The following is a 25,640-nucleotide window of genomic DNA, read 5'->3' as shown; positions in this document are numbered from 1 at the left end:
GTATGACACAGAAGCGCAGTGCCGGACTGCTCCTGTTCCGCCCGGCCGCGGACTCGCCCGGTGACGGCATCGAGGTGCTCCTCGGCCATATGGGCGGCCCGTTCTGGGAGCACAAGGACGACGGGTCCTGGGCCATCCCCAAGGGCGAGTACGAAGCGGACGAGACCCCGCTCGCCGCGGCCCGCCGGGAGTTCACCGAGGAGATCGGCCTGCCGCCGCCGGAGGGCCCGTACCTCCCGCTGGGCGAGGTGCGGATCCCGGGCGGCAAGCTCGTGACGATCTGGGCCGTACGGGCCGACCTCGATCCGGCGCTCATGGTGCCCGGGACGTTCACGATGGAGTGGCCCCCGCACTCGGGCCGGAGGCAGGAATTCCCCGAGCTGGACCGGGTGGCCTGGTTCACTCCACCCGTGGCCGAAAGCAAGCTGATTCCCTCTCAAATTCCCTTTCTGGAGCGGCTGTTGGTGCTCCTGAAGGGTTGACCTGACCTTGACTTGCCAACAAACCCCACCTGCATGGACATTGCACATATGACGAACGTCGTGCTGGTGGGAACCCTGGACACCAAGGGTGTCGAGTACGGCTGGCTGCGCGAGAGGCTGCTGCGCACCGGCGTCGAAGTGATCATGGTCGACACGGGCATCATGGGCGAACCCCGGGTGCCCGCGGACATACCGCGCGAAGCGGTGGCCCGGGCGGCGGGAACGGAACTGTCGGAACTACGCGCGGCCGCCGACCGGGGTGCGGCCGTGACCACGATGGCCCGGGGCGCCGAGGCGACGCTGTTACGCCTGCACGCCGAGGGCCGGCTGGACGGGGTGCTCGCCATAGGGGGCAGCGGCGGCACCTCCATCGCCACCCGGGCGATGCGCGGGCTGCCGCTGGGCGTGCCCAAGCTGATGGTCTCGTCCATGGCGTCCGGGGACGTGGCCCCGTACGTCGGATCCTCGGACATCGCGATGATGTACAGCGTGGTGGACATCGCGGGGATCAACAGCATCTCCGCGCCGGTCCTCGCGAACGCGGTCGAGGCGGCCGCGGGGATGGCAAAGGCCTTCCAACGGGCCTCGCTGGACCGGCAGCGTCCGGCCCGGCTCGGCGCCGGCTCCCGCCCGCTGATCGCGGCGAGCATGGCGGGCGTCACCACCATCGGCGTGGACGCCGCCCGCGAGCACCTGACCGAACTCGGCTACGAGGTGCTGGTCTTCCACGTCAGCGGCACCGGCGGCCGCACCCTGGAGACGCTGGCCGGACAGGGCATCTTCGCGGGCGTACTCGACCTGACGCTCAGCGAGCTCGCCGACGACCTGTGCGGCGGCATCCTCACCGCCGGCCCCGACCGCCTCAGCGCGGCCGGGCGGGCCGGGATTCCGCAGGTGGTGAGCCTGGGGGCGCTGGACATGGTGAAGTTCGGCCCGCTGGAGACCCTGCCCGAACGGGCCCGCTACCGGCGGGTCCACGTCCACAACCCGTCCATCACGGTGATCCGTACGACCCCCGCCGAGTGCGCGGAACTCGGCCGCCGGGTCGCCGCCAAACTCCGCGCGGCGACCGGCCCCACGGCCGTCTGCGTCCCACTCCGCGGACTGTCCACGCTCGGCGCGCCGGGCGGCACCTACCATGACCCCGACGCGGACCGGGCCCTGTTCTCGGCGCTGCGCGAGGGGCTGCGCGGCAGCTCCGCCCGGCTCTACGACTACGACACCCACATCAACGACCCGGACTTCGGGAGGGCGGCGGCCGACCGGCTGCACGCCATGATCGGCGCGGCGCGGGCCGCGGCGTGACCGTCGTCTGACCACCGGCTGACCGCCGACCGACCGCCGTGCGAGATGCCCGGCAGGGTTGGGAACCGGCCGTGGCGGAAACCGTGTCCCTGGGGGTGGCCGGTCGGCGTGCGACCGGGCCTGGGGCTCGGTGACGCCACGGACGGGGGCAGACGATGAAGAACGCGTGGACGGTGCCCGGCTATGCGCAGGTCCGGGAGCTCGGCTCGGGTGGCAGCGGCCGCGTGGTCCTCGCCGTGCACGAGGCCACGGGCACGCCGGTCGCGGTGAAGTACCTCAGCGACCGGCTGCGCGAGGACCCGGCGTTCGTCGGGGAGTTCCGGGCCGAGGCCCGGCTCCTCGGCGGCCTGGACACCCCGTACGTGGTCCGGTTGTACGAGTACGTGGAGGCGCCCGGCGGCGCCGCCATCGTGATGGAGCTCGTCGACGGGATCTCCCTGCGCGCACTGCTGAAGCAGGCCGGGCAGGCCGATCCCGAGGCCGCCCTGGTGGTGCTGAAGGGCTCCCTGCTGGGCCTGGCCGCGGCGCACCGGGCGGGCGTCGTCCACCGCGACTACAAGCCCGAGAACGTACTGGTCGCCCCCGACGGCTCCTCGAAGCTGGTGGACTTCGGCATCGCCGCGCGTCACGGTACGACCCCCGGGGTGGCCGGCACCCCGGCGTACATGGCCCCCGAGCAGTGGCAGGGCCGGCCGGCCTCGCCCGCGGCCGACGTGTACGCGGCGACGGCGACGTTCTTCGAGTGCCTGACCGGCCGCAAGCCCTTCGCCGGGGAGAACTTCGCGGAGCTCGCCGTCCAGCACGTAGAGGCGCCGGTCCCCGAGACCGAGGCCCCCGAGCCGGTACGCCCGCTGATCCGGCGGGGTCTGGCCAAGGCCCCGGAACAGCGGCCGGAGAACGCCGAGGCGTTCGTGGCGGAGCTGGAGGGCGTGGCGCTCGCCGCGTACGGGCCGGACTGGGAGGAGCGCGGGCAGCGCAAGCTCGCGGCGCTGGCCGCGCTGCTGCCGCTGCTGTTCCCCTCGGCGGGCGCCCCGGCCTCGGGGACCACGGCGGTGGCGACGACCACGATCGCGAGCCCCTCCCGTTGGGCCCCGGGCCGACGCGGCCTGATCGCGGGCGGCGTGGCGCTGGTCCTGGGCGTGCTGACGGCGCTCACGTACAGCGCGGCCGGCGGGGAGCCCGGCGGGGCCTCGGCGCTGAACGCGTTCGCGACGTCGAGTGCGAGCCCCGGCGCCACGGGCCCCTCGCCCGCACCGGGCCCGAGCGCCTCGGCGAGCCCCTCCCCGTCCGCTTCGCCGTCCCCCTCCCTCTCCCCGTCCGCGTCCGCGTCGCCTTCGACCACCGCGAGCCCGAGCTACCCGCCGGTGGTGACGCCCACGGTCACGGCGCCGAGCACCGCTGCGCCCACCACCGCGCCGCCTTCACCGAAGCCGACGGTGGTCGTCGGCGCGGTGTCCGTCAGCATCCGCCAGACGGGAACCTCCCTCGGCCAGGCGACCGTGAGCGTCGAGGCGAAGGGCACCGCGCCGGTGACGGTGGTGCTCGAATGGTTCACGGGTGACGTGGAGGGGCGGTTGGGCAAGGCGGACGGCGCCCCGGACACCCTCACGTACCAGCCGGGCGCCGCCGCACCGCTCGTCAAGACCCACACCTTCTCCGGCGCGGGCTGCTACTGGGGCGTGCGCGCCACCACGAAGCCCGCCGCCGGCAACGGTTCCTCGACCAGCCAGGTCTTCATCAGGCGGTGCACGATCTCATGAGCGACAACGACAGCGACGACGAATACAGCGCCACCGTTCTCGGCAGCCACTGGTTCAGCGGGCCGCAGCAGACATCGCAGCAGACGCGGGTCCAGCCGCAGGAGGCCGTGCCCGACCGGGTCGAGGGCTCGGTCCTGCGCTTCGGGCCCGGGGTGACGGCCGCCATGCCGGCGCCGTTCCCCGTGGTCGCGGAACCGGTGCCGGCCCGCCGGCGCGGGGAGTGGCGCCGGTACACCCTGGCTGCCGTCGTCCTGCTCGCGGTGCTCGCGTACCTGGCCTGGCAGCGGTACGGCCCGGCCATCGAGGTGCGGGACGTGACGGTCGCCGCCGCCGACCCGCAGGGTCCCGGCTGCGATTCGACCGCCGACGTGGTGGCCGTCGTACGGACCAACGGGCGGCCGGGGACCCTGACGTACCGGTGGATCCGCTCCGACGGCACGCAGTCGGAGCAGCTCACCGAACGGGTGCCGCGCGGGAAGAAGGAGGCCCGGCTGCACCTGCTGTGGACCTTCCAGGGCCGGGGCACGTACACGGCCGAGGCGAAGCTCCAGCTGGTCTCGCCCGGGCAGCGCACCGCGGCGACACGGTTCACGTACCGCTGCGCGGGCTGACGGCGGGACCGGCGGCATCGCCCTTCCGGCCGCGGCGGCCCTCACGGCCGTGGCCGTCCCGCACGGATGCCCGTCCGCGCGGAAGGCCCGCAGCCGCTTTGCGGAGTGGCTGCGGGCCATCCTGCCGACCTGTCCGTGGCAGGCCGTTTCTTTCCCCCCGGGTCAGAACCTGGCGTGGGCGGTGATGTCCGCCTCGAACTCGCCCGTCATCGCAGGGGTCACCGTCGGCCTGCACTGCGCGACCGCCGCCAGGTAGTCCTGCGTGGAGGCGCCGAGCTGGGCCGCCGCCGCGCCACGGGCGCCCACCGCCTCCAGGTCCCGCTCGAAGGACACCTGCGCCGCGATCCTCGCCGCGTGCTCGATGTCGGCCGGGGTGAACAGCTCGCTGGCCGCCACCAGGGCCGCCACGTCCACGTCCGTCCGGCCCGCCGTGTAGCGGGACCAGATCGCGGCGCGTGCCCCGGCGTCAGGGGTGCCGATCGGGATCAGGTAGTCGAAGCGCCCGGGCCTCAGGAACGCCGGGTCCAGGGAGCGGATGGAGTTGGTGGCGCACACCAGCAGCCGCTCGTCACCCTCCCGGAATCCGGGGATCAGCTTGAGCAGCTCGTTGGTGACCCCGTGGATCCCGCCGGGCTGCGCGGGCTCGGTGCGCACGGGCGCGATCTCCTCGACCTCGTCGATGAAGACGAGGACCCGCTCCAGCTCGGCGATCCGGGCGAACGCGTCGCGCAGCGCGGCGGCCAGGTTCCCCTCGTCGGCGAGCCGGGACGGCAGCAGTTCCACGAAGGGCCAGCCGAGCCGGGAGGCGATGGCGCGGGCGAAGGTGGTCTTGCCGGTGCCGGGCGGGCCGAAGAGGGTGATGGCGCGCGGCGGCCGCACCCCGTGCGCGGCGGCCCGCTCGGGCTCGGCGAGCGGGAGGACCACGCGCCGCTCTATGAGGTCCTTCTCGTGCTCCATGCCGGCGACCTTGGTCCACAGGTCGTTGGGCAGGAAGCGGCCGCCGAGGTCGTCGAGGAGGCCGGCCGCCGGTCCGTGCAGCGGCTCGGTCTTCTCGAAGTAGGCGACGGCGGGCTGGCGTGTGTAGCCCGCGTTGAGCAGGCCCTCGCCGAGCAGGTCCTCCTCGGGCAGGACGTACGCGATCCGCCCGACGCGGGCGGCGATGAGCCGCCGCTCCAGCTCGACGAGCAGGGCGCTGGCCAGGCCCCGGCCGCGCCAACCGGCGGCGATCGCGATCCGCATCACCCAGGCCCGCTCGCCGGTGACGCAGGCGAGGGCCGCGCCGATCGGGACGCCCTGGTGGACGGCGACCACGCACGGCTGCCGGTCGGTGAGGGCGCTGATGCACTCGGCGAGCGAGAAGACGGACTCCTGGCCGAGTTCGGCCGTGGTGTCGATCAGATGGACGACAGCGGCGAGATCGCTCTCGCGGTAGTCGTGGATGAGCCAGTTCACCGGGTACCGCCCCTCGTTCGTGCTCCTGCGGCGAGGCTAGGGGCGGGCGGGCCCGGCGATCACGCTCCGCGGTGCACAACAGCCGGTCCGGAAACCGTCCGTGTCGTCCATAGACTGGTGGTTTCCGCCCGAGCCGCGCATCGAGGACCGAACAGTTTCATGACTTCCGACATATCCGCCGACAGGTCCTCGGGACGCCGGACGATCGTGTGGCTGGTTCCGGTCCTGTGGACGGTGGGGCTGGGCCTGTGGGGGCTGTCCCGGCAGGACAGCGTGTGGCGGGACGAGGCGGCGACCTGGCAGGTGGCCGGGCGGTCGGCGGGCGAGATCCTGGACATGCTCGGCAACGTCGACGCCGTGCACGGCCTGTACTACCTCTTCATGCACGGGCTCTTCGAGCTGTTCGGGGCCAGTACGGCCACGCTGCGCCTCCCGTCGGTCCTGGCGGTGGCGGCCGCCGCGGCGTGCGTGGCCCTGATCGGGCGGCGGCTGGCCGGGTTCTGGGCGGGGCTGGCCGGCGGGCTGGCGCTGGGGCTGCTGCCGGCCGTGCAGTTCTACCTCCAGGAGGGCAGGCCGTACGCGCTGGTCGCGGCGGGTGCCGGGCTGTCGACCCTGCTGCTGGTGTCGCTGCTGTCCGCGCCGCCTGCGCCCGGCGCCGGGCGGCGGGCCCGGCCGCGGTGGGCGGCGTACGGGGTCGCGGTGCTGGTGTGCGCGCTGCTGAACTGGCTCTCGCTCCTGGTCCTGCCCGCGCATGCGGCGACGCTGTGGTGGGTGCGGGCCGGGCGCGGCGTGTGGCTGCGCTGGGCGGCGTACGGGGCGTGCGCCGTCGCGGGGGCGCTGCCGCTGGTGGTGTTCAGCCGGAGCCAGTCCGACCAGGTGTCGTGGATACCGCCGCTGACCTGGCACATGATGATCGGCCCGGCGATCCTGCTGGCCGTGGGCGGCCTCGGGGCCTGGCTGGACCGGCCGCGCGCGGGCCGGCTGTCGGCGGCCGCGGTGGGGCTGCCGCTGCTGGCGGTGCCGCAGCTGGGGCTGATCGGGATCTCCCTCGTCCAGCCGCTGTTCCTGGACCGGTACGTGCTGTTCAGCATGCTGGGTCTGGCCCTGCTGGTCGGTGCGGCGCTGGGCGCTGCGGTACGGGCGGCCCGGCCCCGGTTCCCGAGGGCGGCGGGCCTGCTCGTGCCGGGCGTGGCCGGGATCGCGGTGCTGGCGCTGCTGCCGGTGGAGCTGGGCAAGCGGGCTCCGGCCAGCCGGGTCGACGACGTGCTGGCGGTGGCCGGCGAGGTGGCCCGGCTGGGGCGGCCCGGGGACGCGGTGCTGTTCGTACCGGCCGCCCGGCGGGACACGGCGCTGGTCTCCCCGGGGGCCTTCGCGGGGCTGGTGGACGTCGCCCTGGAACGCAGTCCGGTGGCCTCGGCCACCCTCAAGGGCGAGGAGGCGGACCCGGCGCGGATTCGGGCGGCGCTGCTCGGGCAGCAGCGGGTGCTGCTGGTGACGGACGCGGCGAAGGTGGCGAAGCCGTCAGGGGCGGCGCGGGACGCGGCGAAGGCGGCGGCGCTGAAGGAACGTTTCACCGTGGTGGAGGACCGCCAGGTCCGGGGCCGCCGGGTGACGGTGTACGAGCGCCGCTGACGGCGTACGAGGGCCGGTGGACGCCGATGCCGGTCAGGCGGCGTGGGGATGGGCCGCCGCGGTGTGGGAATCCAGCCACGAGAGCGAGGCCTCGGCCAGGTCCGGCCAGCCGTGGTCGACGGTCAGCGAGTGGCCGCGGTCCTCGAAGCACTGGTACTCGGTGGTCGCGTGGGAATGCTGATACTGCTTGTAGGTCGAGCGGGTCAGCAGGTCCGGGACGGTGTGGTCGAGCCTCCCGGACAGCAGGAGCAGCGGTCCCCGGGTCTCGTTCTCCGTGTCGACCTTGGTCGGTGAGTGCGGGGTGAAATTGCCGAGGGCCAGCTGGAACAGCGGGCGGGCGGTGCTCGGGATCGTCCACTCCTCGAAGAGCTCCTCGGCCTCCTGCTCGGAAACGGCGTTGGCGAAGCCGTAGCGGAACTGCTCGCGGTTCAGCGAGACGGCTCGCCGGGTGTTTCCGGGGTTGTGCAGGACGGCGAACGTCGACTTGGCCTGGGCCGGGGCGATGGCCTTGACGCCCTTGATCTGCCCGGGGCAGATGGCGACGGCGGCCTCGGCGAGGCCCTGGCCGAGCAGGTGCTGGGCGATGAACCCGCCCACCGAGTGCCCGACGAGAACAGGTCGGACCGGCAGGGCGCGGATCACCTTGGCGTGCGCCTCGGAGATCTCGACCAGGCCGACCCCGGCCTGGTCGTCGGGTCGGCGACGGGCCTCGGTGACGGTGCCGGGGACCCCGGGCCACTCGGGCAGGACGGGCTCGTACCCGGCTTCACTGAAGGTGTCGGCCCAGCCCTCCCAGCTCGAGGAATGCAGCCAGAGGCCGTGGATGAACACCACGGGCGTTCGGCGCTGTGCGGTCATGGCAGGACACCTCCTGGGCCCCCCTGGCGCCTCTGCCAGTCTCGCCCGTGCGGCGCGGCCCCGCCTGCGGAGCCCGGATTCACAGCGCATTCATATGGAATACCGGGCTCCGGACATAGCTTCTGCGGGGAGGCTCGGTGCATGATCCCGTGCATGCTTCCCCGACCGGCCCACCGCGCCCGCGCCCGGCGGGCGTCCCGGATCCTGCCGACGCTGGCCGCGATGGCCGCCCTGGTGAGCGTGGACCTGCCCGACGCCGCGGCCGTCCCGCCGCTCGGGGTGACGGCCGAGGCCGGGTCCGACCGGGCGGCGGACCGGGTGGGCGCCCTCTTCGCGGGCACCCTCGACGGAGGGCACTTCTGCACCGCTGCGGTGGTGCACAGCGACGACCGCAACGTGATAGCCACCGCCGCGCACTGCCTGGACGACCCGGACACCACGGTGTTCGCGCCGGGCTACCGCGACGGCAAGGCCCCGTACGGGGTGTGGAAGCTGACCGGCGTGCACGTCGCCCCGGACTGGACGGACGGGCGGGACCCGGATCAGGACATCGCCTTCGCGACGGTCGCCCCGGCGGACGGCGGCACCGGACGCATCGAGGACGCGGTGGGCGGCTTCCCGGTGGCCACCGGGCAGCCGGACGACGTCACGGTGACCATCCTCGGCTACCCCGCCGCCGACGAGGCCCCGCTGCGCTGCGCCAACACCACCGGCCTGTTCTCGCGGACCCAGCGCCGGATCGACTGTCCCGGCCTCAGCGGCGGCACGAGCGGCAGCCCCTGGCTGGCGGACGGCGCCGTGGCCGGCGTCCTCGGCGGCCACGAGGGCGGCGGCACGGACCCGGACGTCTCGTACAGCGCGGTGATGGGCGACCAGGCCCTGGAGCTCTACCGCGAAGCCGCGGTCTCCGCCGGCTGACCATCCGCCGGGCGCCTCAGACGGGGCGCGGCTCCTCCTGGATCCCGACCGGGGGTGCGAACCAGGTCGGTTCGTCGCGTCGGGCGCGGTGGATGCGGTCCAGCGCGAACTCTTCCAGCGGAGGCAGGGCGTCCGGTGCGAACCAGGCCACCTCCAGCGACTCGTTGTCGTTGGCCCGGGCCTCGCCGCCGGTGGCCCGGCAGCGGAAGGTGATGTCCTGGAACTGGCAGACGTCGCCGTTCGGGTAGGTGATCGGCTCGAGCATCTGGACCAGCACCACCCGCTCCGGGACGCAGTGCACCGCCGTTTCCTCGTACACCTCGCGCACCGCCGTCTCCGCGGGCTGCTCCCCCGGCTCCGCGATCCCGCCGACCACGGCCCACCGGCCGGTGTCGGAGCGCCGGCCGAGCAGCACCCGCCCCCGGTCGTCGAAGACGATGGCCGTGACCCCGGGCAGCAGGAGCAGCTGGTTCCCGGCAGAGGCGCGGATCGCGCGGATGAACTCAGGTGTGGTCATCCTCCGACCCTAAGGGGCCGCGCCCACCCGACCCGCGTCAGGCCGCCCGGCGGGCGCTGATCCGGCGGGCGAGGGTCCAGCCGAGGCCGCCGGCGGCGACCAGGAGCAGCAGGTACTCGGGCAGCGGGCCGAAGCGGGTGGCCGGGGTCTGCGTGGAGCGCAGCGGGATCTCGGCGACCAGCGCGTCCGCGGTGAACATCTCGGTCTGCCGGACGATCTCCCCGTCGGGGCGGATGACGGCGCTGACACCGCTGGTGACGGGGACGAGCACGGTCCGGCTGTGCTCGACCGCGCGGACCCGGTCCATCGCGAGCTGCTGGTAGGTCATCTGCGACCGGCCGAACGTGGCGTTGTTGCTCGGTACGGCGATCACCTGCGCACCGTCCTGGACGGTGGAGCGCACGGCGTCGTCGAAGGCCGCCTCGAAGCAGGTGACCATGCCGACCCCGCTGCCCGCCATGTCGAAGACGCCCGGGTCCTTGCCGGGGCCGAAGTCGCGGCGCACCCGGTCCACGTCCGAGCTGAAGAGCCGGACGAACGACCGCATCGGGATGCGCTCGCCGAAGGGCTGGATCTTGCGCTTGTCGTACGTGTCGGTGGGGCCCTTGACCGGGTCCCAGAGGATCATCGTGTTGCGCAGCGGGCCGGTCTCCGGGGCCAGGACGGAGCCGATCGCGACCGGCACGCCGATGGCCTTGACCGCATTGTCGATGACGCCGTACGCATCGGGCTGCGTGTACGGGTCGATGTCCGAGGAGTTCTCCGGCCAGACCACGAAGTCGGGCTTGGGGACCCGGCCGGCCTTGACGTCCGCGGCGAGCTGGATCGTGCGGTTGGCGTGGTTGTCGAGGACCTGGCGGCGCTGGGCGTTGAAGTCGAACCCGGCGCGCGGGACATTGCCCTGGACGACGGCGGCCACGGCGGTGCCGTCCTCGGCTGCGTCGGACACCAGCGGGCGGGCGGCGAGCGCCGCGCCGATCGGGGCGGCGACGGTGAGGGCCGCGAGGGCCGCGGTGGCCCGGCGGGGGTGGCTGCGCGCGGTGCGCAGGGCCTCGTACAGCCCGAATCCGCAGAGCACGATGGCGAAGGAGAGCAAGGGGGTCCCGCCGAGGGCGGCGAGCGGCAGGAAGAAGCCGTCGGCCTGGCCGAAGGCGAGCTTGCCCCAGGGGAAGCCGCCGAACGGGGCCCGGGCGCGCAGCGCCTCGCCCGCGATCCAGACGGCCGCGGCCCACAGGGGCCAGGCGGGGAGCCGGCTGACGAGGGCGATCCCGAGGCCGGTGAGGCCGATCAGGAGGGCCTCGAGGGTGACGAGGGCGATCCACGGGACCGGGCCGACGCCCTCGCTGGTCCAGACGAGCAGCGGCAGCAGGAAGCCCAGGCCGTGCAGGAGGCCGAGGCCGAACCCGGCGCGGGCGCGGCGGCCGTGCAGGCAGCCGCCGAGCACGGCGAGGGCGACGGGGGCCAGCCACCACAGCGGGCGCGGCGGGAAGCTCAGGTAGAGCAGCGCACCGGAGCCGGCGGCGAGGGCGGCACGCACCGGCCAAGAGGCCGCCCACCCCTTCCGGGGGGACGCGGCGGCTCCGGCTTCGGTTCCGGCTTCCGCTCGGGGTTCCGCTTCGGCGGTGCGGCCGGGGTCTCGGGTGATGCTGCTGCTCATTTGGCGGAGTGTACGTCCCCACGCGCCGGGGGCGGGAGAGCGACTCAGCGGGCGAGAGCCCGCAGGTGGGCGCGGATGACCCGGACCGCGTTCTCGGCGTCGTCGACGGTGACGGTGAACACCTTGCCGTCGCCCAGCCGCAGCTCCACCCCTTCGCCGCGCCGGACGATGACGGCAGTGCCCTTCTCGGGGCGCCACCGGTAGCCCCAGCCGCCCCACTGCTGCGGGGTGATCCGGGGGAGGAACTCGGCGGAGGCCACCTCCGCGAGCCGGATCTTCCGGCGCGGCAGCCCGATGTGGCCGCAGCGGACCTCCAGCGCCTCGGCGTCGACGGTGACGGCGACGTGGACGAAGGCGAGGGTGCCGTAGAGGATCAGCAGCCCGGCGGCCAGGCAGCCGATGACGGACATCAGCAGCGGGACGATGCCGGCGGTCCAGGACGAGTCGACGGCGAGCTCGACGCCGAGTGCGAGACAGGCCGCGCCGGCGGCGGCGAGCAGCCACTGCACGCGGTTGGAGGCCCGGCCCGTCCACAGGGGACCCGGGGGGTGACCCGTCATGTGTAGCAGCGTACTCACGTTCCGCATGTACGCCACCGCCTCTCGCCCGCACGGCGGCGGGCGCGTCGGATCGCACCTGCCCGGTGTTGACCTCAAGCAAACTTGAGGTCCTACGGTCGTCCACATGACCACTCACGCAGCAGACCAGCAGGCCGTACAGATCGTTCCCGAGCGCTACCGCACGGCGGTCGTGGCCCACGTCATGGTGTCCGACGCGGCCGCCGCACTCGCCTTCTACGGGCGGGCCTTCGGTGCCGTCGAGGACTTCCGGCTCGATCACCCCGAGGGCGGGGTGATGCACGCCGAGATACGGATCGGCGGGGCCGTGCTCATGCTCGGTGACGTCTCCGAGGGCCCGTTCACCGCGCCCTCGGAGCTGGGCGGTACCTCGGTCGCGCTGCACGTGTTCGTACCGGACGTGGACGCGCTCGTACGGACGGCGCTGGCCGAGGGCGCCGAGCTGGTCCAGCCCCCGGCGGACCAGTTCCACGGCGACCGGACCGCCATCCTGCGGGACCCGTTCGGGCATCTGTGGGTGTTCCTCACCCACGTGGAGGACGTGTCCTGGGAAGAGCTGCAGGGACGGCTCGCGGACGCGTGACCCAAGGGCCCCGGAGCCCCGGCGCCCGGGGCTTCAGCCGGGAGGAGGCCGAGGAGCGCATCGCGCAGGGCGGGGCGCCGGGCCGTCATGAACCGGTGCAGGTTCCGCGAGCCGAAGGCGACGCGCTGGGCACTGCGGCGCCGCTCACCCTCGTAGGCGCGCAGTGCGCCGGCCAGTGCGGCCCGCCCGTGGACGGCGACCGCACGGGCGAGGGCCTCGGCGTCGAGGAGGGCGGTGCAGGCGCCGTGGCCGAGGTTGGGGGTCATGGCGTGCGCCGCGTCGCCGACCAGGGCGGTACGGCCGCCGTGGACGAACGAGGGCAGCGCCGGGTGCAGTTGGCGTCGTACCGGATCCAGGTCGCCGGATCGGTGTCGGCGAGGACCTGCGGGATCGGATCGTGCCGGGCTGCCGGCCGGAGCGGACCGGGTCCGCCCCCTCACCCTCGTGCTGCACGGCGCGATCCCGCACCTGCTGGCCGGAGCCCCGGACGCCCTCGCCGCCGCCGACCTCGACGACCTGGAAGGCTTCGCACGCGGTGTACTGGCCTGCGTATGCCCCGAACCGTCCGAGGAGGAACCGTGATCACTCGACTCGACCGCGCCGTGGGCGCCGTTCTGGGCTCGGCCGTCGGTGACGCGCTCGGCGCGCCCTACGAGTTCGGGCCCGCCGGCGAGCTGACCGCGCGCGGCGAGGAGATGCGCGGGGGCGGCGGCTGGGACCCGGGCGAGGCGACCGACGACACGCAGATGGCGGTCCTGGTCGGCGAATCCCTGCTGGAGCAGGGCGGTCTCGAACTCCCCGACGTCTTCGGGCGGTTCCAGCGCTGGGCGGCAGGCGAGCCCAAGGACATCGGGCTTCAGACGGAGGACGTGCTGACCAACGGCGAGGCCTGGGACCTGGCCGCCGCACTGCACTTCCAGATCAACGCGCGGGCGGCCGGCAACGGTTCCCTGATGCGGGCCTCCACCTCGGCGGTGTACTTCGCCTCCGCCGGGCGGGAGGGCACGATGGACGCCGCCCGCCGGATCGCCGCGCTGACGCACGGCGACCGGGCCGCCTGGGAGGGCACGGCCCTGCTGCACGAGCTCGTACGGGTGATGCTCGACGGGGGCGATCCACTGGCCGCCCTCCCCGAGGCGCTCGCCGCCGTACACCCCGACCACCGCGAGCGGTACGGGCTCGTCCTCGGCCCCGACTGGCATCCGGGACTGGCCACCGAGTTCAACGGAGCGGTCTGGCCCTGCCTCGGCTCGGCGGTCTGGGCCCTGAGGACGACCACCGGGTTCGCCGAGGCCGTACGGGCCGCCGTGGACCTGGGCGGGGACACCGACACGGTGGCGGCGGTCACCGGCACCCTGGCCGGGGCCCGCTACGGGCAGGCGGCGATCCCACCGGAGTGGACCGCACCGCTGCACGTACCGCTGCCCGGGTTCGGGAACCGGGTGCTGGACGCGGACGGGCTGCGCGCGCTCGCCCAGTCGCTCGCGGGGCGGACGTAACGCTCGGGGAGCAGATCCGCCACGGGCACGGCACGCAGCGCGCCGCCGGACCCGAGGATCACCCGCAGCCGCGGGTGGCCGCGGCCGGGGCGACGAGCTCGGCTCAGGGGCCTGCGGTGAAGTGGTACACGTTCACGCCCTCGACGGTCCTGCCGTCGCGGGCACGGGCCACCGCCGCCACGGTGTGGTCCTCGCCGCGGCACCGGCTCCGGGCCGGATCGGTGGCGGCGAGCGCGAGGTCCTGCAGGGTCATCGCCGGATCATCCCCCGACGGCGGCGCCCTCTTCCGCGAGCAGCCGGCCTTCGGCGTAGCCGAGTGCGGCCGCGGGGAGCGCCCCCTCCTGCCCGCTGAGCAGGACGGTCAGGGTGCCGGTACGGGGCAGGCCCGGCTCGGGGAGGGCGCCGAGGCGGCGCAGCGCCTGTACGGCGACGGGCTCGGCGGAACCGTGGTAGCGGAGGTCGGCGCCGCCGGTCCGCTCGGCCAGGGCGGCCCGGATGGGTGCCTCGACGAGCTCGTAGTGCGTGCAGCCGAGGACGACGTCGGTGACGTCGGCCGGGGTGAGCGCGGCGGCCGCGGCGACGGTCGCGGCGACGGCGGCGCCGTCCCCCGCCTCGACGGCGTCGGCGAGTCCCGGGCAGGGCACCTCGGTGACACGGGCCCCGGCGGCGAAGTCGCGGATCAGCCCGCGCTGGTACGGACTGCCGGTGGTGGCGGGGGTGGCCCAGATGGCCACGCGCCCACCCGCCGCGGCGGCGGGCTTGATCGCCGGCACGGTCCCGATCACCGGGATCCCGGGCTCGAGCGCGGCCCGGAGGGTGGGCAGGGCGTGCACGGAGGCGGTGTTGCAGGCCACGATCAGCGCGTCCGGCCGGTGCCCGGCGGCGGCCTGGGCGACACCGAGGGCGCGCCCGGTCAGATCGGCAGGGGTACGCGGCCCCCAGGGCATGCCGTCGGGGTCGCTGGAGAGGACCAGATCGACGTCGGGCCGCAGCCGCCGCATCGCGGCAGCCGCCGCGAGGAGGCCGATTCCGGAGTCCATGAGGGCGATCTTCACCTGGTCACCTTAATCGAAGCCGCCGGGAAAGCCCTCAATGTGGGGCGGGGGTGGGGGCGAGGCGGGGTGAGGGTGGCGGGGGCGGCGGGCCGGGAGCGTCAGGGGCTCCGGGGGTGGGGCCGCGAGGACCGAACGACCGGGGCGGCAGGCACGGCGGGATCTGAGCGGCGGGGTCCGCGCACGCGGAGCCGACGTGCCAGTCGGGGCCGGGCCGCGGGCGGGGCCCGCCGAAGCGGGATGACCGGTGCGGCGGAGGCGGCAGCGGGGCGGCCTGCCGAGTCGATGCCGGAAGGGTCGTTCGGGACACCAGAGGGCACGTCCGCGCGCTCGGCAGCAGAGCTCGACCGGGAGCACGGGAGTCCGCGCACTCGGCGACGGGAGGGTGGATCGGGGGGACGGGGGCGGGGGCGGGGGCGGGGTCTGTGGGTCTGTGTAAGCGGCGTCGATAAGGCGAGCCGGGACCTTGAGGGCGGGGGCCGTGCACTCGGCGTCGGTAAGGCCCGACCGGGACGCGGGGGCGGAGCCGCGGGAGCGACAGCGGAAAGGCCAGCCGGGATGTCGGGGGCGGGGCCGCGGGAGCGACAGCGGAAAGGCCAGCCGGGATGTCGGGGGCGGGGCCGCGGGAGCGGCGTCGATGACGTCTGCCGGGGTGTTGGGGGGGCGGGATCTGTGCACTCCGCGTCGGTGTGGGTCCGGGGGCGTCCCGTCAGTCCACTGTCCTTCCGTGGCGTGCCGGCCCGTCAAGGGCGCTCCTCCTTCGTCGTCGCGTCGCTTCGCGATGGCCTTCGGCCACCCTTGACCGACCGACCCGCCCCGGAATGCCAACAGACTGCCGGGAAGCCCCCGAAGGAATGGCCGGGAGGTTCATGTTCCGATGAGGGCCTATCAGAGATGCCGAGCAGGGGCCCCTGTCCATCCGGAGTCAGTCCCCAGGACCACGGAGGTGGACCAGGAGGGGGCCAGGGGGAGGCCACAGTCCCCCAAAGGGCCCAAAGGAAGCCCTTTCCGGACCCGAGCAGGGTCAACCTGCACCAGACAGCGATGAGATGACCATGCGGTGCCGGTCGGGCCGTGGACGCTCCAAATCGCTACGCGCTCCGCCCGGTTCGGCGTCCGACGGCCGTCTGGGGCTGGACATAGGCCGCCCACGACCGGCACGGTCCGGCATGGGAAGCGACTGCGGGTCGTTTGTCCCGTTTTGACGCCCAGTTGATGCGTGAATGCGTGCTTGTCGGAGTCAGGGGTTGAGAAATCCGGCATCAGGCTCCTTCTCGCCCGCTTTTCACCCCAAATAGCGTGCAGACGCTCGAAAACCCGCCCACGGAGGCGTCTCGGCTGTTTATGTCCAGCCCCAGACGGCCGTCGGACGCCGAGAGATGAGGAGCGCGTAGCGATCCGGGGCGCCTGCCGGCCCACGCCTACCGGCATGGTCATCTGGCCGCTGTCTGGTGCAGGTTGACCCTGCCCGGGTCCGGAAAGGGCTTCCTTTGGGCCCTTTGGGGGACTATGGCCTCCCCCTGGCCCCATCCTGCTCCACCTCGGTGGTCCCGGGGAATGGGGTGCGGATGGACAGGGGCTCCCGCTCGGCATCTCTGATCGGGGCCAATCGGAACATGAACCTCCCGGCCATTCCTTCGGGGGCTTCCCGGCAGTCTGTTGGCATTCCGGGGCGGGTCGGTCGGTCAAGGGTGGCCGAAGGCCATCGCGAAGCGACGCGACGACGAAGGAGGAGCGCCCTTGACGGGCCGGCACGCCACGGAAGGACAGTGGACTGACGGGACGCCCCCGGACACACACCGACCCCGAGTTCGCGAACCCCGCCCCCGGCCCCCGATCCACCCTCCCGACGCCGAGCACACAGACCCCGCCCCAGATCCCGCTCGCCTTACCGACTCCGAGAACACGTCCCCCACCCCCACCCGCACCCCCCCGGGCGCAGAACCCGCCACCCCCGCCCCGCCCGAATGCGGGACACGTCCCGCGGGGTTCGGCAGACTGCCCGCATGGGCCTTCTCTGCGCCGCCTGCGCGTCCCTCGTCGTCTGGATCTGGCTCACGTTCGCCCAGGGCATGTTCTGGCGGACCGACGTGCGGCTACCGCCGCGCAGCGCTCCCGCCCGCTGGCCCTCCGTCGCCATCGTCGTCCCGGCCCGGGACGAGGCCGGGGTGCTGCCCTGCAGCCTGCCCTCGCTCCTCGCCCAGGACTATCCCGGCGAAGCCGAGGTCATCCTGGTCGACGACGGCAGTACCGACGGCACCGGCGCCCTCGCCCTGCGGCTGGCCCGGGAGCAGCCCGGGCTGCCCCTCACCGTCGTCTCCCCCGGCGAGCCGGAACCCGGCTGGACCGGGAAGCTGTGGGCGCTGCGGCACGGCATCGCGCTCGCCAGGACCGCCCATGCCACCGAGCCCGAGTACCTGCTCCTCACCGACGCCGACATCGCGCACGAGCCCGACAGCCTGCGCGAGCTGGTCGCGGCCGCGACGAGCGCCGGGCTCGACCTCGTCTCGCTGATGGCCCGCCTGCGCGTCGTCAGCCTCTGGGAGCGGCTCGTCGTGCCGGCCTTCGTGTACTTCTTCGCCCAGCTCTACCCCTTCCGCCGGATCAACCGCCCGGCCGGCCGGACCGCCGCCGCGGCCGGCGGCTGCGTCCTGCTGCGCACCGAGGCCGCCGTACGGGCGGGCGTGCCGGAGTCGATCCGGCAGGCCGTCATCGACGACGTCTCCCTCGCCCGTGCCGTGCGGCGCTCGGGCGGCCGGATCTGGCTGGGGCTCGCGGAGCGGGTGGACAGCGTACGCCCGTACCCCGCGCTCGCGGACCTGTGGCGGATGATCTCGCGCAGTGCGTACGCGCAACTGCGCCACCGTCCGCTGCTGCTGGCCGGGACGGTGGCCGGGCTCGTGCTCGTCTACCTCGTCCCCCCGGTCGCCTTCCTCGCAGGTCTGGCCACCGGACAGGTCGCCACCGCCTGGGCCGGCGCTCTCGCCTGGCTGCTGATGGCCGGCACCTATCTGCCGATGCTGCGCTACTACCGCCAGCCGGCCTTGCTGGCTCCGCTGCTTCCGCTCACGGCGCTCCTGTACCTCCTGATGACCGTCGACTCGGCCGTCCAGCACTACCGGGGCCGCGGCGCGGCGTGGAAGGGCCGTACCTATGCCCGTCCGAGTGATGCCTGAAACGGCGAACTGCCCTCCGTGCCGATGTCATCCCAGGTCACCGAATTGTGACGCTGCGTCAGCAACAAGTCGGTGCAACACCCAACCGGTGAGTACGAGTAGGAACAACCCGGGGCGCAAGTGGCGAAAACGTGCACATGAACGAGAAGTGAAGGGTGTGGCTCTGACCTGCGAATATGCAGGTCAGGGCGGTGTTCGTCACACCTCGCTATGGACCCGGTGAAGTCGTGGGCTTAACTTAGGTCCCATGACCTCCCCCCGCTCCACTTATGGCGGCGGTTACTACTCCGCGCCCTCCTTCCCGGACACCCCCATCTACGACTCCCTCGTCGCCGAACGCGGCACCCCGCAGATCGCCCCGATCCGCGTTCCGGCCGCGTACGACTCCCCGAGCGCCGGCTATTCGAGCGGTGGGTACCTCCCGGCCCTCGCCTCGTCCCTGCCCGCGCTGCCGCCAGCCATGCCCCAGCAGCAGCAAGCCCCTGCGTACGGGTACCCGTACCAGCAGCAGGCTCCCGCGCCGATGCCGCTGCAGAACGCGCCCGCCCCGTACATCCCGCAGCAGCAGCCCGCCGTGGCCCGCGCGGGGTACATGCAGCAGGCGCAGCCGCAGCAGCCGCGACCGGTGGCCACGGGCACCGGGTACGAGGCGATGCGTCCGGCCGCACCGCGCCCGATGCAGGTTCCGGTTCCGGCTCCGGTCCCGGCCGCCTCGTACGAGGACCCGTACGGCCGCCCGTACCAGGGGCGCGGCTACTGACGGGCCCGCTGACGCTCGTCGGGGCGTGCGTGGGAGCTCCTGGCAGGATGCTCCCATGGCGAATTTGTATGTCCAGGCGCTCCACGTCCATCCCGTCAAGTCGGTAGCGGGGACAGCTCCCGACGAGGTGGTCGTGGAGCCCTGGGGTCTGTCCGGGGACCGGCGGTGGGCGCTTGTCGACACCGAGGGCACGGTCATCACCCAACGCCAGCAGCCCCGGCTGGCGTTGGCCGCGGCGCGTCCGCTGGGGGGCGGCGCCGTCGCGCTCTCGGCACCGGGCATGGCCGAGCTGGTCGTGGAGGTGCCGCAGCCGGGTCCGCTGGAGCCGGTGGTCCTGTTCGGCAAGAAGGTCGAGACCGTGCTCGCCGCGAGCGCCGCGGCCGACTGGTTCAGCGCCTACCTGGGGGTGCCGGCGCGGCTGGTGCACCTGGACGATCCCGCCGTGCGGCGGCCCGTTGACCCGGAGTACGCACTGCCGGGCGAGACGGTGAGCCTCGCCGACGGCTATCCGGTGCTGCTCGTGACCCTCGCGTCGCTGGACGCGCTCAACGCGCTGATCGCTCAGGGGGACCATCCCGAGGAGGGTCCGCTGCCGATGGACCGTTTCCGGCCGAGTGTGGTGGTCGCCGGCGCCGAGGCGTGGGCGGAGGACGGCTGGCGGCGCATCGCGATCGGCGACGCCGTCTTCCGCGGGGCCCGGGAGTGCGGGCGGTGCATCGTCACGACCACCGACCAGGCGACGGCCGAGCGCGGCAGCGAGCCGCTCAAGACCTTGGCCCGGCACCGGCGGATCGGCAAGTCGCTGGCGTTCGGGCGGCAGCTGGTTCCGGTGCGGGTGGGCACGGTGCGGGTCGGAGACGAGGTCCGCATCCTGGAGTGAGCGTGCGGCGGCCCCTCGGAATGACACCTTCGAGGGGCTCTGGGGGAACGCTGGAACCAAGCACCGTGGGCGGGCCGTTGGTGCATTCGACAGGTGTGGCAGGAAGGTACGGAAGCTCGGCTTCGGCTTCCGTGACTTCGTGCACCGGATCGGGTGACACGACTGCCGCGCGTCCCGGAATGCGCGTTGCCGGGGCATGCGGGAGGCTTGGACCGCAGGCAGACGGAGGCAAAGGGGGTGCCGGACCGTGTGGACAGCCATGGGTGTGTGGCGTTGGCGGCGCAATCCGCTGCGCCGGCCGACGGATCTCTTCGAGGCGTGGCTGGCGTTCGCCGCGCTGGTGTGCGTCCTGCTGGTGGCTCCGGCCGTCGGCGCGGTCGCGGGCCTGGAGGTGGACGGCACGCTGCAGCGGGCCGCGCGTGAACAGCGGCAGGAGCGGTACCTCGTCCCGGCGGTGGTGGTCCGGCCGGCCGCCGAGCCGGCCTCGGGTGCAGGGGCGAGCGCCGATGCGTCGACGCAGCGGCAGTCGCCGCAGCGCACGCAGATCGTGGCGTCGTGGACGGCGCCCGACGGCAGCAGCCACCAGGGGACGGTGCCGGCCGCGGAGGAGCCGCCGCGGGCCGGGGAGCGGTTCCGGATATGGACCGATACGCAGGGCCGGCTCGTGGGGCGTCCTCTCGACGCGTCCTCGGCGAGTGCCCACGCCGCGGTGGTGGGCCTGGCCGCGGCCGTCGGCGCGGCAGCGCTGGTGGAGACGGTCCGCCGGCTCGTCGTACGAAGGCTCATGCATCGGCGGTACATACGCCTGGACCGTGCCTGGGCGGCGGCGGGACCGGACTGGGGCCGGGCGGGCGCGGGCAGCTGACCTGGCAACTCACCGGCTCCGCGCGCGCTACGGTGGAGCGGCCGGAGTCGGTCGTCGCCACGACGGTGGGCGGCGGGTTTCGGTCGCTTCGACAGCGCGAGTACGAGGGCGGGGGAACGACAGCACCATGGCACAGGGCACGGTCCAGGTGACGCACGGCGGATCTTCGCGGTGGCGGCGCCGCTCCGGTGAGTATCCGACGCTGGCCGCCGCGCTCGCCGTCGCGGGCGACGGGGACGTGCTGTCCATCGCCCCCGGCACCTACCGGGAGAACCTGGTGCTCCACCATGCCGTCACCCTGCGTGGGCCGGAGGGCTCGGTGGGTTCGGTGCGGATCGCCCCGCTCGACGGGGTCGCGCTGACGGTGCGCGCCTCGGCCGTCGTCCAGGACCTGCACCTGGAAGGGCAGGACCGGGCGGCGCCCGCGCTGCTCGTCGAGGAGGGCTCCCCCGAGCTCACCGATCTGCGGGTGAGCACCCGGTCGGCGGCCGGCATCGAGGTGCGCGGCGGGGCCCGCCCGCTGGTGCGGCGGTGCACGGTGGAGAACCCGGCGGGCGTCGGGATCGCCGTACTGGACGGTGGCGGCGGGGTGTTCGAGGAGTGCGAGGTGGTGGCCTCCGGGCAGGCCGGGGTCTCCGTCCGCGGAGGGGGGCATCCGCGTCTGGAGCGCTGCCGGATCCACCATGCGTCGGGCGCGGGCATCGCGGTCACCGGCGAGGGTTCGGGTCTGGAGGCGCTGGGCTGCGAGGTGTACGAGATCAAGGGCACCGGTGTGCAGATCGCCGCGCGGGCGGCGGCCCGGCTCACCGACTGTGCGGTGCACCGCACCGCGACGGACGGGGTCACCCTCGACACGGACGCGGTGCTCACCCTCGCCGGCTGCGACATCCACGACATCCCGGAGAACGCGGTGGACCTGCGCTCCCGTTCGGTGCTCACGCTCAGCCGCACCACCGTCCGCCGGTTCGGCCGCAACGGTCTGTCGGTGTGGGATCCGGGTACCCGGGTGGATGCCGAGTCCTGCGAGATCCACGACAGCACGGGCGACTATCCGGCGGTGTGGATCAGCGACGGGGCCACCGCGTCGCTGAACTCCTGCCGCGTGCACGACGTGCCGGACGCAGTGTTCGTGCTGGACCGGGGCTCGCGCGCCGACGTGGTCGACAGCGACCTGTCCCAGGTGCGCAACACGGCCGTCTCGGTGAGCGACGGGGCGACCGCGCAGGTCGACGACTGCCGGATCCGGGAGGCGGCGACCGGGGCCTGGTTCCGCGACCACGGCAGCGGCGGCACCCTCGCCAACTGCACGATCGACGCGGTCCAGACGGGAGTGATCGTCACCAAGGGCGCCGATCCCGCGCTGGAGCGGTGCACGGTGAGCTCCCCGTCCGAGGCGGGGTTCTACGTGTCGGCGGGCGGCCGCGGAAGCTTCCACTCCTGCCGGGTGACGGGCAGCTCCGGCTTCGGCTTCCACGTCATCGACGGCTGCCGCACCACGCTGACCGGCTGCCACACCGAGCGCTGCGCGCGCGGTGGCTACGAGTTCTCGGAGGACGGCCCCCTCGCCGAGGAGTGCACGAGCGACGAGTCCGGGTCGCGGCTCGCGGCCCAGTCGGCCGCGGCCGGGGCCCTCGCCGGTGAGCGCGCGGGCATCCGTACCGTCGCGGCGGTCCAGGGCCCTGCGGCGCAGGCGGCGCAGGTGCCCGCTCCGCGCCCGGTGGAGGACGCGGACCGGGGGCCGTCGGCGGCGCGCGGCTCCGGCGAGGTGCTGGGCCAGCTCGATGCGCTGGTGGGCCTGGAGAGCGTCAAACGCGAGGTGCGGGCGCTCACCGACATGATCGAGGTGGGCCGGCGACGGCAGCAGGCGGGCCTCAAGGCCGCCTCGGTGCGCCGCCATCTGGTGTTCACCGGCTCCCCCGGCACCGGCAAGACGACGGTGGCCCGGCTCTACGGCGAGATCCTCGCCTCCCTCGGGGTGCTGGAGCGCGGCCACCTGGTCGAGGTGTCCCGCGTGGACCTGGTCGGCGAGCACATCGGCTCCACGGCGATCCGTACGCAGGAGGCCTTCGAGCGGGCGCGCGGCGGGGTGCTGTTCATCGACGAGGCGTACGCGCTGGCGCCGGAGGACTCGGGCCGGGACTTCGGGCGCGAGGCGATCGACACCCTCGTGAAGCTGATGGAGGACCACCGGGACGCGGTCGTGGTGATCGTCGCCGGGTACACGGCGGAGATGGACCGGTTCCTGACCGTCAATCCGGGTGTGGCCTCGCGGTTCTCCCGGACCATCACCTTCGGCGACTACGGTCCGCAGGAGCTGCTGCGGATCGTGGAGCAGCAGGCGGAGGAGCACGAGTACCGGCTCGGCGAGGGCACGGCCGAGGCACTGCTGACGTACTTCACGGAGCTGCCGAAGGGTCCGGCGTTCGGCAACGGCCGCACGGCCCGCCAGACCTTCGAGTCGATGGTCGAGCGGCATGCGGGCCGGGTGGCGCAGCTGTCGGATCCGGGCACGGACGAGCTCACCCTGCTGTTCCCGGAGGATCTTCCGGCTCTGCCGGCTCCTTGCTGACCCTGGGGGCCGGAACGGCGGGTGTGGCGCCGCTCGGGGTCGGCCCTGCCGATCGGGCGCGGCGGGCGGGTCCCGCCAACCGGACCAGGAGGGCGTCGCGTTCGGCGGCGAAGGCGGGGTCGGCCTGGTAGTCGAAGTGGCCGAGGATCGGCGCGGGCAGCGGGTGGCGGGCGCTGCGCCCGTAGGCGAGCGGGTCGGCGAGCGGCCCGCGGTCCACGGAGCCGGCCGCGGCGGCCGGGCTTCCCGGGGCGGCCGGGGCTGCCGGGCCCGTGGTGTCGCGGGCGGCTGCGAGGACGGGGCCGCCGATCGGGTCGGTGGAGCGCCAGAGGTTGCGCCAGCAGTCGACGTCGCCGTGCAGCGCGCGAAGCGGGCCGGGGCCGAAGTACGCCGGGAACCAGCGTCCGTAGAGCCGCCGCAGCGGGGAGCCGTACGTGAGCAGGGCGACCCGGCGGCGGACCTGCGGCGGCAGCTGCCAGACGGCGGCCGCCGCGAGGACGCTGCCCTGGGAGTGACCGGAGATCACCAGGCGGCCGCCGGTGCGGCCGGTCCAGCCGGTCATCCGCCAGGTCAGGTCGGGGACGGCGCGCTCGGCGTAGCAGGGCGGCGCGAACGGATGGGCGGCGCGCGGCCAGAAGGTGCCGACGTCCCACAGCACGCCGATGGTACGGCGGGCGGCGGGGTCCCGGTAGGCGCGGCGGCCCCAGGTGACGAACAGGACGAAGCCGAGCCCTATGAGCCAGGACCCGGCGTCCTGTGCGGCGCGGGCGGCGGTCTCCAGCAGCGGGTGGGCGCCGCGGGCGGCCTCGCCCGGGACCCGGCCGCTGATCCAGGCTCCGGCGAGGGCGCCCGCGCCGAGCAGCAGGGTGATCCCGGAGACGGCGGCGACGAACCAGGGCGCGGAATCGGTGAGCGCGGCGGCGGCCCGGGCCCCGGCGATCCGGCGGCTGCGGTCCTCGTCGGGCGGCTCCCCCGGGTACTCGGCGGCCACCCCGGCGGCGAGCCTGCGCCGCGCCCGGATCCCGCCCACCGCGAACCAGGCGGCGACCAGGGCCAGTACGAGGAGCAGCGGGGGCAGTACGGCGGCCTGCCAGGACAGCAGCACGGGCGGCGCGGGCAGCGGAACCCCGCCCGGCCCGGGGGCCCCGGCCCCGTCCAGCCAGTCGGCGACCCGCTGGGCGACACCGCCGGACATGACCCCGCCGAGGGCGCAGCCGAGCATGGCGATGGCGGGGCCGCCGAGGCCGTACAGGGCGGTCGCCGGGTCGGGGGCCGACCGGTAGAGGCGGGCTGCGACGACGGCGAGGAGCAGGACGCAGCAGCCCTGGCCGAGCATGAGCGTGCCGAAGGCGAAGTCGCCGGGGAGCCGCCCGGCGGAGGTCCACCCGGGGCGGGACCAGCCGGCGTACAGCAGCACGGCGGCGAGCAGCGCGAGGGCGGAGCCGGGCAGCAGTGTGACGGCGGCCCGGTCGAGGCGGTGGTCGGCGCGGACCTCGGTGCGGCCGCGCCGGCAGACGACCCAGGCGACGGCGACGGCCCCGCCGACGAGCAGCACCTCCAGGGCCCAGCCGAGGGCCTCGAGCGCCGGGGTGCCGGCGCGGCGGTCGTGGCGGGCGGTGGGTACGGCGACGGCGGCGGCCACGGTGAGCAGCCCGGCGGCGGTGTGCGCGGCGCGCAGCCGTGCCACGATGCGCCGCCCGTACCAGAACCCGGGCCGGCCGAGCGCGGGCGAACCGCCCGCGGCGGCCGGGGGGACGGCCGTGCCCGCGGGCGGCGGCTGGGACTCGTACGCGCTCCACGTGCGGTTCGACAGGAACCACAGCAGCCCGGTCAGCGCGGCCGGGACCAGCGCGCCGAGGGCGAGCCGCCGCCCGGGCTGGCCCCACCAGCCGCCGGGTTCGAGGAACCCGAGCCGGGAACGGGAGCCGGCGCAGTGGGCGGAGCCCGCGCACTGCCATGCCAGGAGGTCGAGCGAGACCTCGCAGGCGGCTGCGATCAGCAGCAGGGTGAGGCTGAGGGCGAGGACCCGTACGAGGACCCCGTACGTGCGCACCCCGCGCGGCGCCGGTCCGGTGGCGGGCGCGGCCGGCCGGGCCCAGTGGGCGAGGTTGACCACCATGAAGGGCAGGAGCAGCAGCCACAGGGCGCGGGCGCCGTTGCCGGAGGTGAGCCGGGACCAGCAGTAGGCCTCGACGACGGGCCGGCCGGCGTACCACTCGGGGTGGTCCTCGGCGTCGGCGTCCGCGGCGCGGCGGAACACGGCGGCGGTCGAGTCCCCGGTGATCCGGACGGTGCGCGGGTCGCCGAGCAGCTCGTCGGGGGGTGCGCCGTGGACTCCGTGCACGCGCAGTTCGAGGGCCAGGGGCCGCGGGGGTGTGAGGAGTTCGAGGGCCAGGGGATGCGGGGGCTTGGGGATGTCCGGCACGGCGGCCTCCGCTAGCGGGGCGGGATCAGCGCAGCAACAGCATCCCGCGTCACGGACCCCGTGC

22 protein-coding genes and 1 pseudogene are annotated in these 25,640 nt (G+C 74.3%); 14 read left to right on the top strand and 9 right to left on the bottom strand.

Going from position 1 to position 25,640, the window contains the following annotated elements; all coding sequences use genetic code 11:
* Positions 1-2: 2 nt before the first annotated feature.
* From AB5J51_RS33765 to AB5J51_RS33750, 4 genes are all read left to right on the top strand, one after another.
* Positions 3-482, top strand: a complete 480-nt coding sequence (locus AB5J51_RS33765) for an NUDIX domain-containing protein (RefSeq protein WP_136222214.1) — start codon at positions 3-5, stop codon at positions 480-482.
* Positions 483-530: 48 nt separating this feature from the next.
* On the top strand, positions 531-1,787 hold the full coding sequence (locus tag AB5J51_RS33760) for a Tm-1-like ATP-binding domain-containing protein (protein ID WP_369779356.1): 1,257 nt from the start codon (positions 531-533) through the stop codon (positions 1,785-1,787).
* Positions 1,788-1,942: 155 nt separating this feature from the next.
* Positions 1,943-3,547, top strand: coding sequence for a serine/threonine-protein kinase (locus tag AB5J51_RS33755; RefSeq protein WP_369779355.1), 1,605 nt, complete (start codon positions 1,943-1,945; stop codon positions 3,545-3,547).
* A complete protein-coding gene (locus tag AB5J51_RS33750; protein ID WP_369779354.1) occupies positions 3,544-4,158 on the top strand; it encodes a hypothetical protein in 615 nt (204 codons plus the stop codon). The genes AB5J51_RS33755 and AB5J51_RS33750 overlap by 4 nt, the downstream gene beginning before the upstream one ends.
* 162 nt (positions 4,159-4,320) lie before the next feature.
* On the opposite strand, the gene AB5J51_RS33745 is transcribed toward AB5J51_RS33750, so the two are convergent.
* On the bottom strand, positions 4,321-5,610 hold the full coding sequence (locus AB5J51_RS33745; RefSeq protein WP_053688134.1) for an ATP-binding protein: 1,290 nt from the start codon (positions 5,608-5,610) through the stop codon (positions 4,321-4,323).
* A 159-nt stretch (positions 5,611-5,769) separates the two neighbouring features.
* On the opposite strand from AB5J51_RS33745, the gene AB5J51_RS33740 reads away from it, so the two are divergent.
* A complete protein-coding gene (locus tag AB5J51_RS33740) occupies positions 5,770-7,242 on the top strand; it encodes a hypothetical protein (protein ID WP_369779353.1) in 1,473 nt (490 codons plus the stop codon).
* Positions 7,243-7,275: 33 nt separating this feature from the next.
* On the opposite strand, the gene AB5J51_RS33735 is transcribed toward AB5J51_RS33740, so the two are convergent.
* Positions 7,276-8,100: an alpha/beta hydrolase gene (locus AB5J51_RS33735; RefSeq protein ID WP_133898813.1), complete on the bottom strand. Its 825-nt coding sequence runs from the start codon at positions 8,098-8,100 to the stop codon at positions 7,276-7,278.
* A 153-nt stretch (positions 8,101-8,253) separates the two neighbouring features.
* On the opposite strand from AB5J51_RS33735, the gene AB5J51_RS33730 reads away from it, so the two are divergent.
* Positions 8,254-9,018: a serine protease gene (locus AB5J51_RS33730; RefSeq protein WP_240805111.1), complete on the top strand. Its 765-nt coding sequence runs from the start codon at positions 8,254-8,256 to the stop codon at positions 9,016-9,018.
* A 16-nt stretch (positions 9,019-9,034) separates the two neighbouring features.
* Here AB5J51_RS33730 and AB5J51_RS33725 read toward each other — a convergent pair whose 3' ends face one another.
* The 3 genes from AB5J51_RS33725 to AB5J51_RS33715 are packed head-to-tail and all read right to left on the bottom strand — an operon-like array spanning position 9,035 to position 11,752.
* Positions 9,035-9,535, bottom strand: a complete 501-nt coding sequence (locus AB5J51_RS33725; protein ID WP_053788538.1) for an NUDIX domain-containing protein — start codon at positions 9,533-9,535, stop codon at positions 9,035-9,037.
* 37 nt (positions 9,536-9,572) lie between these two features.
* Positions 9,573-11,192, bottom strand: a complete 1,620-nt coding sequence (gene lnt, locus AB5J51_RS33720) for an apolipoprotein N-acyltransferase (RefSeq protein WP_369779351.1) — start codon at positions 11,190-11,192, stop codon at positions 9,573-9,575.
* Positions 11,193-11,236: 44 nt separating this feature from the next.
* Complete coding sequence (locus AB5J51_RS33715) at positions 11,237-11,752, bottom strand: hypothetical protein (RefSeq protein ID WP_243879101.1); 516 nt, start codon at positions 11,750-11,752, stop codon at positions 11,237-11,239.
* A gap of 124 nt (positions 11,753-11,876) precedes the next feature.
* Here AB5J51_RS33715 and AB5J51_RS33710 point away from each other — a divergent pair, with 124 nt between their 5' ends.
* Positions 11,877-12,353, top strand: a complete 477-nt coding sequence (locus tag AB5J51_RS33710; protein ID WP_369779350.1) for a VOC family protein — start codon at positions 11,877-11,879, stop codon at positions 12,351-12,353.
* A 38-nt stretch (positions 12,354-12,391) separates the two neighbouring features.
* On the opposite strand, the pseudogene AB5J51_RS33705 reads toward AB5J51_RS33710, so the two are convergent.
* Positions 12,392-12,762: pseudogene (locus tag AB5J51_RS33705) on the bottom strand (FAD-dependent oxidoreductase); the annotation flags it as partial.
* A 35-nt stretch (positions 12,763-12,797) separates the two neighbouring features.
* Here AB5J51_RS33705 and AB5J51_RS33700 point away from each other — a divergent pair.
* The gene (locus AB5J51_RS33700) at positions 12,798-12,935 is read left to right on the top strand and encodes a hypothetical protein (protein WP_369779349.1); all 138 of its coding nucleotides are present in this window, start codon (positions 12,798-12,800) and stop codon (positions 12,933-12,935) included.
* Positions 12,905-13,852, top strand: coding sequence for an ADP-ribosylglycohydrolase family protein (locus tag AB5J51_RS33695; protein ID WP_369779348.1), 948 nt, complete (start codon positions 12,905-12,907; stop codon positions 13,850-13,852). The genes AB5J51_RS33700 and AB5J51_RS33695 overlap by 31 nt, the downstream gene beginning before the upstream one ends.
* A 103-nt stretch (positions 13,853-13,955) precedes the next feature.
* Here the strand turns inward: AB5J51_RS33695 and AB5J51_RS33690 are convergent, their stop codons facing one another.
* Positions 13,956-14,105, bottom strand: coding sequence for a hypothetical protein (locus AB5J51_RS33690; RefSeq protein WP_369779347.1), 150 nt, complete (start codon positions 14,103-14,105; stop codon positions 13,956-13,958).
* A 7-nt stretch (positions 14,106-14,112) separates the two neighbouring features.
* On the bottom strand, positions 14,113-14,907 hold the full coding sequence (locus tag AB5J51_RS33685; protein WP_053788534.1) for a glutamate racemase: 795 nt from the start codon (positions 14,905-14,907) through the stop codon (positions 14,113-14,115).
* A gap of 2,003 nt (positions 14,908-16,910) precedes the next feature.
* On the opposite strand from AB5J51_RS33685, the gene AB5J51_RS33680 reads away from it, so the two are divergent.
* From AB5J51_RS33680 to AB5J51_RS33660, 5 genes are all read left to right on the top strand, one after another.
* Positions 16,911-18,080 (top strand): glycosyltransferase, encoded by a 1,170-nt coding sequence (locus AB5J51_RS33680; protein ID WP_369779346.1) that lies wholly within the window; start codon positions 16,911-16,913, stop codon positions 18,078-18,080.
* 247 nt (positions 18,081-18,327) lie between these two features.
* Positions 18,328-18,840, top strand: coding sequence for a DUF6643 family protein (locus AB5J51_RS33675; protein WP_133898807.1), 513 nt, complete (start codon positions 18,328-18,330; stop codon positions 18,838-18,840).
* A 55-nt stretch (positions 18,841-18,895) separates the two neighbouring features.
* The gene (locus AB5J51_RS33670) at positions 18,896-19,720 is read left to right on the top strand and encodes an MOSC domain-containing protein (RefSeq protein WP_136222234.1); all 825 of its coding nucleotides are present in this window, start codon (positions 18,896-18,898) and stop codon (positions 19,718-19,720) included.
* A gap of 247 nt (positions 19,721-19,967) precedes the next feature.
* Entirely contained in the window at positions 19,968-20,585 is a 618-nt protein-coding gene (locus tag AB5J51_RS33665) for a hypothetical protein (protein ID WP_369779345.1), read from the top strand.
* A 127-nt stretch (positions 20,586-20,712) separates the two neighbouring features.
* Complete coding sequence (locus tag AB5J51_RS33660; protein WP_136222236.1) at positions 20,713-23,154, top strand: right-handed parallel beta-helix repeat-containing protein; 2,442 nt, start codon at positions 20,713-20,715, stop codon at positions 23,152-23,154.
* Here AB5J51_RS33660 and AB5J51_RS33655 read toward each other — a convergent pair.
* The gene (locus AB5J51_RS33655) at positions 23,105-25,567 is read right to left on the bottom strand and encodes a hypothetical protein (protein ID WP_369780356.1); all 2,463 of its coding nucleotides are present in this window, start codon (positions 25,565-25,567) and stop codon (positions 23,105-23,107) included. The genes AB5J51_RS33660 and AB5J51_RS33655 overlap by 50 nt on opposite strands.
* Positions 25,568-25,640 lie beyond the last annotated feature (73 nt).

Source organism: Streptomyces sp. R33 (genome assembly GCF_041200175.1).
GTDB classification, from domain to species: domain Bacteria; phylum Actinomycetota; class Actinomycetes; order Streptomycetales; family Streptomycetaceae; genus Streptomyces; species Streptomyces katrae_B.
Note: the sequence above shows the minus strand (reverse complement) of the source record. Positions and strands in the feature narration are given on the sequence as shown.